Source organism: Bradyrhizobium sp. WSM1417 (assembly GCF_000515415.1).
Taxonomy (GTDB): domain Bacteria; phylum Pseudomonadota; class Alphaproteobacteria; order Rhizobiales; family Xanthobacteraceae; genus Bradyrhizobium.
Map to the genome: position 1 here is coordinate 3,016,721 of NZ_KI911783.1, position 13,282 is coordinate 3,030,002.

Genomic DNA, 13,282 nt, shown 5'->3' on the forward strand with positions numbered 1-13,282 from the left:
GACAACTATTCAAGAGCAATAATGCTGCTCTAGTCCTCTCCTGAACTGCCCATTTCCGCAGACATTTGCCCACTTAAAAGTTCCGCTTTCACTTCCTTCCTCCTCTCTTTCATCTTGCTTTCGTTTTTTGATGTGATCTAATCAAAAGCGAAAGTAACCGCTCGATTGAACGGGCGGTCGCCGGGGGATGCGTCTGTTGGAGCGTATTTTCGACCTCGCCATTATCGGAGGCGGTGTTAACGGCTGCGGCATCGCGCGCGACGCGGTGGGCCGTGGCAACACGGTTTTCCTGTGCGAAATGAACGATCTGGCGAGCGGGACGTCGTCCTGGTCGACTAAGCTGGTGCATGGCGGCCTGCGCTATCTCGAATATTACGAGTTTCGGCTGGTCCGCGAGGCGCTGATCGAGCGCGAGATTCTCTGGGGCATCGCGCCCCATATCATTCGCCCCCTGCGTTTCGTTTTGCCGCACCATGCGGGTCTGCGACCGGCCTGGCTGCTGCGCCTCGGCCTCTTCCTCTACGACCACATCGGCGGCCGTCATCTGTTGCCGGCGACGCGCTCGGTCGACCTTGGGCGTGACGAGGTCGGCCGCCCGCTGATCCCGAACCGCTACGGTCGCGCGTTCGAATATTCCGATTGCTTCGTCGACGACGCCCGTCTCGTCGTGCTCAACGCGCGCGATGCCGCCGACAAGGGCGCCGAGATCCGTACTCGCACGCGCGCAACGGATATCAAGCAGTCCAACGGCATCTGGACCGTCAGCATGATCGACACGCTGACAGGTGCCCGTTCGTCGATCCAGGCCCGCGCGCTGGTCAATGCCGGCGGTCCCTGGGTCGAGGATGTGCTCGGCCGCGGCGCCGGCGTCAACGCCAAAGCCAAGGTGCGCCTGGTGCAAGGCTCGCACATCGTGGTCAAGAAGCTCTACGACCACGACCGCGCCTACATGTTCCAGAATGCCGACGGCCGCATCATCTTCGTCATTCCCTATCAGGACGATTTCACGCTGATCGGCACCACCGACCGCGACTATGACGGCGATCCCGCCAAGGTGAAGGCGACAGCCGAGGAGATCCAGTATCTCTGCACGGCGGCAAGCGAATATCTGGCCAAGCCTGTCACGCCTGACGACGTGGTCTGGACCTATTCCGGCGTGCGTCCGCTCTATGACGACGGCGCCAGCGAAGCCAAGGCCGCGACGCGCGATTATGTGTTCGAGCTCGACACGCCCGGGGGCGTGCCGCTGCTGTCGATCTATGGCGGCAAGATCACGACCTACCGCCGTCTCGCCGAGGAGGCGCTGGAACGGCTCGCGCCCTATCTTCGCAGTGCGAAAGCGCGCGAAGGTTGGACCGGCAAATGGCCGCTGCCCGGCGGCGACATGGGCGTGTCCGATGTCGACGGCCTGATCGCCGAGCTTCAGCGCGGCTATCCCTTCCTCAGCCACGAGCATGCGCGGCGCCTTGCGCGCGCCTATGGCACGAGGGCGATCAAGCTGCTTGGGGATGCGAAATCGGCGGCCGATCTCGGCCAGGCCTTCGGCGCGACGCTGACCGAGCGCGAAGTCCGTTATCTCATGGCCAACGAATGGGCCGTTACCGCCGACGACGTCGTCTGGCGCCGTTCCAAGCTCGGCCTGCGACTAAGTGCCGACGAGATCGCGGCGCTGGACGACTGGATCAGAACCCACGCCGTGCAGCAAAGTCCCCTGCTGGAAGCGGGAGGACGCTCATGACCGTGACACTCGATCACGTGACCCGGACTGTCGACGGGATCCCACATATCCGCGACGTCTCGCTGACGCTCGAGAGCGGCACGCTCAACGTGCTGCTCGGGCCGACGCTGTCGGGCAAGACCTCGATCATGCGGCTGCTCGCTGGCCTGGACAAGCCGACATCGGGCAAGCTGCTGGTCAACGGCAAGGACGTCACCGGCGTCGACGTACGCCAGCGTTCGGTTGCCATGGTCTATCAGCAGTTCATCAATTATCCTTCGCTGTCGGTCTACGAGAACATCGCTTCGCCCTTGCGCGTGCAGGGCAAGCCGCGCGCCGAGATCGAGGCGCGCGTCGCGGAAGCCGCCCGGCTGCTCAGGCTCGAGCCGTTCCTGAAGCGCACGCCGCTCCAGCTTTCCGGCGGCCAGCAGCAGCGAACTGCGATGGCGCGCGCGCTGGTGAAGGGTGCCGACCTCGTGCTGCTCGACGAGCCGCTCGCCAATCTCGACTACAAGCTGCGCGAGGAGCTGCGCACCGAGCTGCCGCGCATCTTCGAGGCGTCCGGTGCGATCTTCGTCTATGCCACCACCGAGCCGACCGAGGCGCTTCTCCTTGGCGGCAATACGGTGTGCATGTGGGAGGGGAAGGCGCTCCAGATCGGCGAGACGCCGAAGGTCTACCGCCGCCCGCAGACCTTGCGCGTCGCGCAGGTGTTCTCCGATCCACCGCTCAACCTCGTCGGCATCGAGAAGAAGAACGGTTCCGTGCAATATGCGGGCGGCATTGCCGCGCCGGCGTCCGGTCTCTATGCCTCGCTCGCGGACGGCGCCTATCGCGTCGGATTTCGCGCCCATCAGCTCGCGCTTGCCAATGGCGAGACTGACCGCCACGCCTTCCATGCCACGGTAACGGTGACCGAGATCACCGGTTCGGAGAGTTTCGTGCATCTGACCCGCGACGGATCGAATTGGGTGGCGGTGCTCCACGGCGTGCACGAGTTCGAGCCCGGCCAGACCATTGATGCCGTGCTCGATCCCAACGACGTCTTCGTTTTCGATGCGGCAGACCATTTGGTCGCCGCTCCTGGCAATAATTGAGGGGGATGCGACATGGCCCGCATTGACCTCGTCGATCTCGCGCACTCCTACGGCGGCAATGACGCGCCGCAGGACAGCTTTGCACTGAAGCCCGTCACCATGACCTGGCGACAGGGCGGCGCCTACGCGCTGCTCGGGCCGTCCGGCTGCGGCAAGACCACGCTGCTCAACGTCATCTCCGGCATCATCACGCCGTCGCGGGGCAAAATCCTGTTCGACGGCGAGGACATCACACCGCTGTCAACCCAGAAGCGCAACATCGCCCAGGTGTTCCAGTTTCCGGTGATCTACGACACCATGACGGTGGGGCAGAATTTGGCGTTCCCTCTAAAGAACCGCGGCGTGCCGAAGGCCGAGATCGACAAGCGCGTCGCCGAGATCGGCCGCCTGCTCGATCTCGAGCCCTATCTGAACCGCAAGGCGACGCGGCTCACGGCCGACGCCAAGCAGAAGATCTCGCTCGGTCGCGGCCTCGTCCGCTCCGACGTCGCCGCCGTGCTGTTCGACGAGCCGCTCACCGTCATCGACCCCGAGCTGAAATGGCAGCTCCGCTCCAAGCTGAAAGCGCTGCATCGCGAGCTCGACCTGACGATGATCTACGTCACCCACGACCAGACCGAGGCGCTGACCTTCGCCGACACCGTGGTGGTCATGCATGACGGCCGCGTGGTGCAGAGCGGCACGCCGGCCGAGCTGTTCGACAAGCCGGCGCACACCTTCGTCGGCTATTTCATCGGCTCGCCCGGCATGAACATCCTGCCGGCCGAGGTGAGGGGCCGTGAGGCCAAGATCGGCGGTCATGTGATCGCGCTCAACCGCAGCTACGACAAGCTGCCTGATGGCGCGAAGATCGAGATCGGCGTCCGTCCGGAATTCGTTGAGGCCGTCGCGCCTGCGCCCGGCCTGCTCAGTGCGAAGATCGAACGCGTCGACGACCTCGGCCGCATTCGCTTCGCGCGTGCGCGGCTCGGTGATGCAAGGCTCGCGGCCCGCGCGCCGGCCGGCTTCACCAGCCCGGACGGCACGGCCGGCCTGAAATTCGACCCGTCGCACCTCCACGTCTATGCCGACAGCCTTCTGGTGGAGGGAGCCGCCTGATGGACAAGACCGTCAATCAAAAAGCCTGGTTCCTGGTGCTGCCGGTGTTCCTGGTCGTCGCCTTCTCGGCAGTGCTGCCGCTGATGACGGTGGTGAACTATTCGATGCAGGACACCTTCGGCAACAACCAGTTCTTCTGGAACGGTGTCGGCTGGTTCAAGGAGTTGCTCGATCCTTCGACCGATCTCGGCGGCCGCTTCCTCGCCTCGCTCGGGCGCAATCTGTTCTTCTCGCTGGTAATCCTCGCGATCGAGGTGCCGCTCGGCATCGTCGTCGCGCTGTCGATGCCGCGCCAGGGCTGGACGGTCGCAGCCTGCCTCGTCATCCTCGCGCTGCCGCTGCTGATCCCGTGGAACGTGGTCGGCACGATCTGGCAGATCTTTGGCCGCCCCGACATCGGCCTGCTCGGCTATGTCCTCAACGCCATCGGCATCGACTACAATTACGTCTCCAACGATATCGACGCCTGGGTCACTGTCATCGTGATGGACGTCTGGCACTGGACCAGCCTGGTCGCGCTGCTCTGCTATGCCGGCCTGAAGTCGATTCCCGAAGCCTATTACCAGGCGGCGCAGATCGACGGCGCCTCGCGCTGGGCGGTGTTCAAGGCGATCCAGCTGCCCAAGATGAACCGCGTGCTGCTGATCGCGGTGCTGCTGCGCTTCATGGACAGTTTCATGATCTACACCGAGCCGTTCGTGGTGACAGGTGGCGGGCCCGGCAACTCGACGACCTTCGTGTCGATCGAGCTGGTCAAGATCGCGCTCGGCCAGTTCGACCTCGGCAAGGCCGCCGCGTTGTCGCTGGTCTACAACCTCATCATCCTGATCGTCTGCTGGATCTTCTACACCGTCATGACCAATGCCGGCGCCGACCGGAAATCGCATGAAGGAGCCGTGTGATGCATTCGATCCCCGGCCGTCGTCTCATCATGGCGCTGTTCTTGATCTTCCTGCTGTTGCCGATCTACTGGCTTGTCAACATGAGCTTCAAGACCAACGCCGAGATCGTCTCGACGATGACGCTGTGGCCGCACGCCCCGACGCTCCAGCACTACAAGCGCATCTTCACCGACGAGAGCTGGTATTCCGGCTACATCAACTCGCTGGAATATGTCGTCCTCAACACCATCATCTCGATCTCTGTGGCGCTGCCGGCGGCCTACGCGTTCTCGCGCTACCGTTTCCTCGGTGACAAGCATCTGTTCTTCTGGCTGTTGTCGAACCGCATGGCGCCGGCCGCGGTCTATGCCCTGCCGTTCTTCAACCTCTATTCGGCGATCGGGCTGTTCGATACGCCTTGGGCGGTTGCGCTCGCGCATTGCATCTTCAACGTGCCCTTAGCGGTGTGGATCCTGGAAGGATTCGTCTCCGGCGTGCCGCGGGAGATCGACGAGACCGCCTTCCTCGACGGCTATTCCTTCCCGCGCTTCTTCATCAAGATCCTGGTGCCGCTGATTGCGAGTGGCATCGGCGTCGCCGCCTTCTTCTGCTTCATGTTCTCCTGGGTCGAGCTGCTGCTCGCGCGCACACTGACCTCGGTCTCGGCCAAGCCGATCGCGGCGATCATGACGCGCACGGTGTCGGCCGCGGGCATGGACTGGGGACTGCTGGCGGCGGCCGGCGTGCTGACGATCATCCCGGGCGCACTCGTGATCTGGTTCGTCCGCAATTACATCGCGAGCGGTTTCGCGCTCGGTCGGGTCTAGGGAGGCGTCAATGGAATGGATTGCATGGATGGCCTGGACGCCGCCGACCGCGATCTTCTTTGTCGCGCTCTCCTGCACGCTTGCCGTGATGACCTGGCTCGCGGTGGCCTATCCCGAAGCCGAGCGGGTCGGCGTGCTGCGCATCCCGACCACGCGCGGCGATCGCCTGTTCATCTCCCTGATCACCGCGGCGGTCATCCATTTGCTGTGGATCGCCTTCGCCGGCACCGACGCCCTCGCCACGCTGCCGATCGGCGAGGACGGACTTGAAATTTCGCGGCTTTGGATCGCATCAGGAATTTCGCTGGCCACGGCCGTGCTCATTTTCCGCACGGTCTAGCCCGCGAAGGAACGGCCAGATCCGGGACCAACCCGGGCCTGTAAAAAGTTTGTCGCTGCAACGGAGGAATAACATGCGGCAGTTTAGGAGAAGGGAACGTTCATTGACCAAGAATAGCTTTCTGACGATGTCCAGCGTCGCCGCCATCGTCGCGGTGTCGCTGGCCGTCTCGGCGCCGGTGCGCGCCGCCGACGACGCTGCGATCCAGAAGTGGATCGCGGAATTCCAGCCCTCGACGCTGTCGAAGGAAGACCAGAAGAAGGAGCTGGAGTGGTTCGCCAAGGCCGCCGAGCCCTTCAAAGGCATGGAGATCAACGTGGTCTCCGAAACCATCACGACCCACGAATACGAGGCGCAGACGCTGGCCAAGGCGTTCTCCGAGCTCACCGGCATCAAGCTCAAGCACGACCTCATCCAGGAAGGTGACGTCGTCGAGAAGCTGCAGACCCAGATGCAGTCCGGCAAGAACGTGTACGACGGCTGGATCAACGATTCCGACCTGATCGGCACTCACTTCCGCTACGGCCAGACCATCGCGCTGTCGGACTACATGACCGGCGAGGGCAAGGACGTCACCGATCCCATGCTCGACGTCAACGACTTCATCGGCAAGTCGTTCGGCACCGCGCCCGACGGCAAGCTCTATCAGCTGCCCGACCAGCAGTTCGCCAACCTGTACTGGTTCCGCTACGACTGGTTCACCAACGCCGACTACAAGGCCAAGTTCAAGGCCAAGTATGGCTACGAGCTCGGCGTTCCCGTGAACTGGTCGGCCTATGAAGACATCGCCGAGTTCTTCACCAACGACGTCAAGGAGATCAACGGCGTCAAGGTCTATGGCCATATGGACTATGGCAAGAAGGACCCGTCGCTCGGCTGGCGTTTCACCGATGCCTGGCTGTCGATGGCCGGTAACGGTGACAAGGGCATCCCGAACGGTCTGCCGGTCGACGAATGGGGCATCCGCATGGAAGGCTGCCGTCCGGTCGGCTCCTCGGTCGAGCGTGGTGGCGACACCAACGGTCCGGCGGCGGTCTACTCGATCACGAAGTACCTCGAGTGGATGAAGAAGTATGCTCCGCCGCAGGCTCAGGGCATGACCTTCTCCGAGTCGGGTCCGGTGCCGGCGCAGGGCAACATTGCCCAGCAGATGTTCTGGTACACCGCCTTCACCGCAGACATGGTGAAGCCGGGCATCGCCGTGATGAACGCGGACGGTACGCCGAAGTGGCGTATGGCTCCGTCGCCGCACGGTTCGTACTGGAAGGAAGGCATGAAGCTCGGCTACCAGGACGCGGGTTCGGCGACGCTGCTGAAGTCGACTCCGGCGGATCGCCGCAAGGCGGCCTGGCTCTATCTCCAGTTCATCGTCTCCAAGACGGTGTCGCTGAAGAAGAGCCATGTCGGTCTCACCTTCATCCGCGAATCCGACATCTGGGACAAGTCGTTCACGGAGCGTGCGCCGAAGCTCGGCGGCCTGATCGAGTTCTACCGCTCGCCCGCGCGCGTGCAGTGGACCCCGACCGGCAACAACGTGCCCGACTATCCGAAGCTGGCGCAGCTGTGGTGGCAGAACATCGGCGATGCGTCGTCCGGTGCCAAGACGCCGCAGGCCGCGATGGACTCGCTTGCCGCGGCCCAGGACTCCGTCATGGAGCGTTTGGAGAAGTCGGGCGTGCAGGGTGCCTGCGGTCCGAAGCTGCACAAGAAGGAGTCGGCCGAGTTCTGGTTCGCCAAGGCCCAGAAGGACGGCACGATTGCTCCCCAGCGCAAGCTCGCCAACGAGAAGCCGAAGGGCGAGACGGTTGACTACGACACCCTGATCAAGTCGTGGCCGGCCCAGCCCCCGAAGCGCGCGGAAGCGAAGTAAGCGCCACGTCGAGCGAGATAAAAAAACGAAAGGCCGGGAGCGATCCCGGCCTTTTTCTTGTTTTGCGTGACGTAGTACTCTCTCGATTATCCTCCGCTGTCATCGTCCGCGAAGGCGGACGATCCAGTATTCCAGAGGCGGTCGTGATTAAATCGAGAAGCCGCGGCGTACTGGATGCCCCGCCTTCGCGGGGCATGACAGCTGTGCCCGCCTTACTCCGCCGGCTCAGCCGCCAGCGCCGGGTAATCCGTGTATCCCTTCGCGCCGCCGCCGTAGAACGTGTTCTTATCCCAATCGTTCAGCGCCGCGCCCGTCTTCAGCCGCTCGACCAGATCGGGGTTGGAGATGAAAGGCTTGCCGAACGCGATGAGATCGGCCGCGTCCGCGTCCAGCACCTTGGTGGCGAGATCGAAATCATAGCCGTTGTTGGCGATGTAGGCGCCGGGGAAGCGCTTGCGCAGACCCGCATAGTCGAACGGCGCGATGTCGCGCGGACCGCCGGTGGCGCCTTCGACGACGTGGAGATAGACTAGCTTGAGCGCGGCGAGACCGTCGACGATATGGTCGTAGAGGGCTTGCGGGTTCGAATCCGAGATGTCGTTGGCCGGCGTCACCGGCGAGATGCGAATGCCGGTGCGCTCGGCGCCGGCCTCGGCGACGACAGCCTTGGAGACTTCCAGCATCAGCCGCGCGCGGTTCTCGATCGAGCCGCCATAGGCGTCGGTCCGCTTGTTGGTGCCGTCCTTGGCAAACTGCTCGAGCAGATAGCCGTTGGCGCCGTGGATCTCGACGCCGTCGAAGCCGGCTTCGAGTGCGTTCTTCGTGGCGCGCTTGAAGTCGTCGATGATCCCTGGAATTTCGGAGAGCTCGAGCGCACGGGGCTCGGAAACATCGGCGAAACCGCCGTTGACGAAAGTCTTGCCCTTGGCCCGGATTGCGCTCGGCGCCACCGGGGCTGCGCCATTGGCCTGAAGATCGACATGCGAGATACGGCCGACGTGCCAGAGCTGGATGAAGATCTTGCCGCCGCGCTGGTGCACCTGATCGGTGACCTTGCGCCAGCCGGCAACCTGCTCCTTGGAGTAGATGCCGGGGGTGTCCTGGTAGCCTTGGCCCTGCTGCGAGACCTGGCTCGCTTCGGTGATCAGAAGCCCCGCCGAGGCACGCTGGGCGTAATAGTCGGCGGCGAGTGCGCCCGGTACGAAGGTGCCGGGAACGGCCCGGTTGCGCGTCAGCGGCGCCATCACGAAACGGTTCGCAAGCGTGATCGGGCCGAGCTTGTAGGTCTCAAACAATTTGGTCGAGCGGCTCATGAGAATGCTTCCAGGCGATGAGTGGTCCGAAACATTTGTGCATCGCGGCAATCAGCGCAAGGGAGGGAGCCATACAGAAACTGCAGGCGAGCTGCGCAGCGGAGGCGCACAGCATAAATCATATGCAATTTCAGCCGCTGCAGCAGATTCGATCTCCCGCCGCGGCTGCCTGAATGATCGCTTATCAGTTCGCGCCGAGAAAATCGCGCTTGCCGACCTCGACGCCGGCGTGGCGCAGAAGGCCGTGGGCGGTCGCGGCGTGGAAATAGAAGTTCGGCAGCGAGAACGCGCTCAGGAATTGCTGGCCCTTCATGGTGATGGACTTGTCGGGACCGGCCGGGAAGGTGACGTCCTTGGTGTCGGCGCCCTCGAACTGGTCCGGCTTGAACGATTTCACATAGTCGATGGTCTTCGCCAGGCGCTGCTTCAACTCCGCAAAGCTGGTCTCGGTGTCCGGTGTGGACGGCACGTCGCTATGGGTCAGCCGGGCGCAACCTTTGGCTGCGAAATCGGTGACCAGCTGGATCTGCTTCGACAGCGGCAGCATGTCCGGAAACAAGCGGGAGCCGAGCAGGACGGCGGGATCGACCTTCTTGGCCGCGCAATGCGCCTCGGCTTTCGTGAGCAGGCCGGTCAGGCTGTTCAGCATTTGCAAATAGGCGGGAACGACGGCGTCGTGGAAGGACATGTGATGCTCGCTCTGTGGTGGGAAATCTCAGGAGAAACCTGAGCCACTCACATGGGAACCTCATGGAAAAATACAATCGCACGAGCGGCTTGTGCAGTGCGAAAATTCTATCGCACCATTCCCGCCGGCTGCGCCTGCGCCGTGCCACCGCGCATCCGGGTCAAAAGCTCGGCCGTCGGCCAGGAATCCGCCGGCAGACCGTATTTGATCTGCATCGCCTTCACGGCGGCGCGGCTTTGCTGGCCTAGCACGCCGTCGACCTTGCCGACGTTGAAGCCAGCCTGGACCAGAAGCTGCTGCAATTGCTTGAGTTCGTTGAAAGGCAGTTGCGCGACCGGTGTGGACGGCTTTCGCATCGGAGCCGCGCCCGCGATGCGGGTGGCGAGATAACCTGCGGTGGTCGAATAGATCAGCGAGTTATTCCACTCGGTGTAGGCCGCGAAATTCGGGTACGCCATGAAGGCCGGCCCGTTCCGACCCATCGGCAGCAGCACCGACGCGGCAAGATTGTCGTTCGGCAGCGGCCTCCCGTCGGGATAGGTCACCCCCAGCTGCGCCCATTTCGAGCGCGGCAGCTGCACCGTGAGGTCGGTCTGATCCCACGGCAGGTTTTGCGGCACCTTGATCTCCTCGAGCCACGGCTCGCCGCGCCGCCACTTCAATCCGTTGGCGATGTAGTTCGCGGTCGAGCCGATCACGTCGTCCTCGCTGCGGAGGAGATCGCGCCGTCCGTCGCCGTCGTAGTCGACGGCATAGTTGACGTAATGCACGGGCAGGAACTGGGTCTGTCCGAGCTCGCCGGCCCAGGAGCCGACCATCTCGTCGGGATGCAAATCGCCGCGGTCGATGATCTTCAGCGCGGCGATGGTCTCGTTCACGAACATCTCCGAGCGGCGGCAATCATAGGCCAGCGACACCAGCGATTTCAGTGTCGGCAGATTACCCATGTTGACGCCGAAGTCGCTCTCCAGTCCCCAGAACGCGGCGATCACCGCCGGCGGTACGCCGTATTCCTTTTCCGCCCGCGCGAACGCGGCCGCATGTTGCTTGATATGCTGCTGGCCATTCTGCATGCGATAGGGCGCGGCCATGCGGCCGGCAAATTCGGTGAAGAGCTGGCCGAACACGCGCTGGCCACGGTCGCGATTGACGATGCCCTGGTCGTAGACGAGGTAAGGCGAAGACGCCGCGATCGTCCGCTGCGAAACGCCGGCGGCAACGGCCTGCTGTTTCACATCGGCCAGGAAGCGATCGAAGTTCGCGCCGTTATGGCACGACGCCGCGCGCGGCGAGGGCGCGGTGGCCCTGGGGGGGGCGGGTTTTGCGGACGGCGCCGCAAGCTGGGCAGAGGCGGGAAGGGCGAGCGTGAGCAGGGCGGCGGCCGCGATCGCAAATCGGGTCTGGAGCATAGGGTTTCCGCAAGGGGAGGAGACGCTTGGATTCTCGGCCAAGCTTAATGGAACGATTGACTTCAAACCAGTGCCGCGGCTCCGCGACGCACCCGGAAACCTTGCGGGCGGGCCGGGGTCATCCCTACCTCATGCTCGCCGGCCCGCAACGCCTCCAGCGGCCACGGCCGGCCTCGGGAGACCGCCATGAACTATCTTCGTACCGCAATGCTGCTCGCAGGCCTCACCGCCCTGTTCATGGGTGTTGGCTATCTGATCGGCGGTGCCGGCGGCGCCGTGATTGCGCTCGTCATTGCCGCGGCGACCAATCTCTTCACCTACTGGAACTCCGACCGGATGGTGCTGTCCATGTATGGCGCCCATGAGGTCGACCGCAGCAGCGCGCCGGATCTGGTCGGGCTCGTCGCCGAGCTTGCGGGCCGCGCCCGCTTGCCGATGCCGCGCGTGTTCCTGATGGACGAGCCGCAGCCCAACGCGTTTGCCACCGGGCGCAATCCGGAGAATGCCGCGGTCGCGGTCACCACCGGGTTGATGCGCCAGCTCAGCCGCGAGGAGCTCGCCGGCGTGATCGCGCACGAGCTTGCCCATATCAAAAACCACGACACGCTGCTGATGACTGTGACCGCGACCATTGCGGGTGCGATCTCGATGCTGGCGCAGTTCGGCATGTTCTTCGGAGGCGACCGCGACAACAATGGTCCGGGCATCGTCGGTTCGATCCTGATGATGATCCTCGCCCCGATCGGCGCCATGCTGGTGCAGATGGCGATCAGTCGTACGCGCGAATACGCCGCGGACAATCTCGGCGCTCGCATCGCCGGTCAGCCGATGTGGCTGGCATCGGCGCTGGTGAAGATCGAAGGCGCGGCGCACCAGGTCCCGAATGTCGAGGCGGAACGAAATCCCGCCACCGCGCACATGTTCATCATCAATCCGCTGTCGGGCCAGGGCGTCGACAATCTGTTCGCCACCCATCCCTCGACGCAGAATCGCATCGCGGCGCTTCAGCAGCTCGCAGCCGAGCTCGGCGCGCAGGCGTCGCCGTCGGTCGGCGCCAATGAGAACTATCCGCCGCGGAGCCCGTGGGGTCGCTCGTCCTCGCGCGGGCCCTGGGGCTGACGCAGCAGCGGCTCTAATTTGCGCGCTTTGTGACCTGTCGCACACAGGACGGTCCCGGCCGGTGTTAACACCCTGCCGTGACAGTTCCTGCGAAAGGGGATGCGTGGCCGGCCCTCTGCCTGCCACCGTCGAAGATGACCAAAGCTGCAGTACCATTGTTGATTGTCGTAGGCGTGCTGATTGGCCTGTCCACGCACACCGTCGTCAATTGCGGAGACGAGGACGAGCCCGACATCTGTTCGGCCGTGATCGGCTTCTCGCCGCTGCGCGGCTCGCTGATCGCTTTCGCCTATGAGGGGCGCGGACGGATCGCGCTACGCCACGGCGACTGGCGGCGGGCGATCGCGGATTTCGACGAGGCCATCCACCTCAATCCCAACCGCGCCACGCTCTATCGCGATCGGGCGCTGGCGCGCCGGCAGAACGGCGAGCTCGAACTTGCCATCGAGGATTACGACGAGGCGATCGCGCATGATCCCAGGCACGCCGCGCCCTATCACCAGCGCGGTCTCGCGCTCGCGGCCGCCGGCGATCTCGATCGCGCGATTCTGAGCTACAACACCGCGGTCCGCCTCGACCCCTCCGATGCGCAGCCTCGGCTCGACCGCGGCCTCGCCTTCCTGGCCCGTGGCCAAGCGAATGAAGCGCGCGCCGATTTCGAGGCCGCGCTGGCGCTGCCCGCCGGCAAGGATGCCCGTACCCACGATGCAGCGCGCGCAAAGCTCGCCGAACTCGCGAGCGCCGAGCCGACCCGGCTCGCCGCGCCAGGAAGGTGAGGGAGGTTCTCTCCCTCTCCCCGTTCTTACGGGGAGAGGGTTGGGGTGAGGGGCCCTATCCACACGGTCGACTGGCGCGACACCTGCACCCCCTCACCCGGATCGCAAGAGCGATCCGACCTCTCCCCGCAAGCGGGGCGAGGTGAA

At 64.0% G+C, this 13,282-nt stretch carries 12 protein-coding genes; 9 read left to right on the forward strand and 3 right to left on the reverse strand.

What is annotated here, in order from left to right; translation table 11 throughout:
• The first annotated feature begins 187 nt into the window (after nucleotides 1-187).
• From glpD to BRA1417_RS0114575, 7 genes are all read left to right on the forward strand, one after another.
• Nucleotides 188-1,738 (forward strand): glycerol-3-phosphate dehydrogenase, encoded by a 1,551-nt coding sequence (glpD, locus tag BRA1417_RS0114545; RefSeq protein ID WP_027516365.1) that lies wholly within the window; start codon nucleotides 188-190, stop codon nucleotides 1,736-1,738.
• Entirely contained in the window at nucleotides 1,735-2,814 is a 1,080-nt protein-coding gene (locus BRA1417_RS0114550; protein WP_027516366.1) for an ABC transporter ATP-binding protein, read from the forward strand. The genes glpD and BRA1417_RS0114550 overlap by 4 nt, the downstream gene beginning before the upstream one ends.
• A 12-nt stretch (nucleotides 2,815-2,826) precedes the next feature.
• Nucleotides 2,827-3,912 carry an ABC transporter ATP-binding protein gene (locus tag BRA1417_RS0114555; protein WP_027516367.1) on the forward strand — a complete coding sequence of 362 codons (1,086 nt, stop codon included), beginning with the start codon at nucleotides 2,827-2,829 and terminating at the stop codon, nucleotides 3,910-3,912.
• Nucleotides 3,912-4,814 carry a carbohydrate ABC transporter permease gene (locus BRA1417_RS0114560; protein WP_007595151.1) on the forward strand — a complete coding sequence of 301 codons (903 nt, stop codon included), beginning with the start codon at nucleotides 3,912-3,914 and terminating at the stop codon, nucleotides 4,812-4,814. Before BRA1417_RS0114555 ends, BRA1417_RS0114560 begins: the two co-directional genes overlap by 1 nt.
• On the forward strand, nucleotides 4,814-5,620 hold the full coding sequence (locus tag BRA1417_RS0114565; protein WP_018454979.1) for a carbohydrate ABC transporter permease: 807 nt from the start codon (nucleotides 4,814-4,816) through the stop codon (nucleotides 5,618-5,620). The genes BRA1417_RS0114560 and BRA1417_RS0114565 overlap by 1 nt, the downstream gene beginning before the upstream one ends.
• Nucleotides 5,621-5,630: 10 nt before the next feature.
• Complete coding sequence (locus BRA1417_RS0114570; protein ID WP_027516368.1) at nucleotides 5,631-5,960, forward strand: DUF2160 domain-containing protein; 330 nt, start codon at nucleotides 5,631-5,633, stop codon at nucleotides 5,958-5,960.
• A 127-nt stretch (nucleotides 5,961-6,087) separates the two neighbouring features.
• Nucleotides 6,088-7,830, forward strand: coding sequence for an ABC transporter substrate-binding protein (locus BRA1417_RS0114575; RefSeq protein ID WP_035969390.1), 1,743 nt, complete (start codon nucleotides 6,088-6,090; stop codon nucleotides 7,828-7,830).
• A 212-nt stretch (nucleotides 7,831-8,042) separates the two neighbouring features.
• Here the strand turns inward: BRA1417_RS0114575 and BRA1417_RS0114580 are convergent, their stop codons facing one another.
• The 3 genes from BRA1417_RS0114580 to BRA1417_RS0114590 form a co-directional block, all read right to left on the reverse strand.
• Nucleotides 8,043-9,143 carry an alkene reductase gene (locus BRA1417_RS0114580; RefSeq protein WP_027516370.1) on the reverse strand — a complete coding sequence of 367 codons (1,101 nt, stop codon included), beginning with the start codon at nucleotides 9,141-9,143 and terminating at the stop codon, nucleotides 8,043-8,045.
• A gap of 184 nt (nucleotides 9,144-9,327) precedes the next feature.
• Nucleotides 9,328-9,831, reverse strand: coding sequence for a DUF1993 family protein (locus BRA1417_RS0114585; RefSeq protein WP_027516371.1), 504 nt, complete (start codon nucleotides 9,829-9,831; stop codon nucleotides 9,328-9,330).
• Nucleotides 9,832-9,938: 107 nt separating this feature from the next.
• The gene (locus tag BRA1417_RS0114590) at nucleotides 9,939-11,240 is read right to left on the reverse strand and encodes a lytic murein transglycosylase (protein WP_027516372.1); all 1,302 of its coding nucleotides are present in this window, start codon (nucleotides 11,238-11,240) and stop codon (nucleotides 9,939-9,941) included.
• A 186-nt stretch (nucleotides 11,241-11,426) separates the two neighbouring features.
• Between BRA1417_RS0114590 and htpX the strand changes: the two genes are divergently transcribed.
• The gene (gene htpX / locus BRA1417_RS0114595; protein WP_027516373.1) at nucleotides 11,427-12,359 is read left to right on the forward strand and encodes a zinc metalloprotease HtpX; all 933 of its coding nucleotides are present in this window, start codon (nucleotides 11,427-11,429) and stop codon (nucleotides 12,357-12,359) included.
• A 134-nt stretch (nucleotides 12,360-12,493) separates the two neighbouring features.
• The gene (locus tag BRA1417_RS0114600; protein ID WP_027516374.1) at nucleotides 12,494-13,135 is read left to right on the forward strand and encodes a tetratricopeptide repeat protein; all 642 of its coding nucleotides are present in this window, start codon (nucleotides 12,494-12,496) and stop codon (nucleotides 13,133-13,135) included.
• Nucleotides 13,136-13,282: the final 147 nt, after the last annotated feature.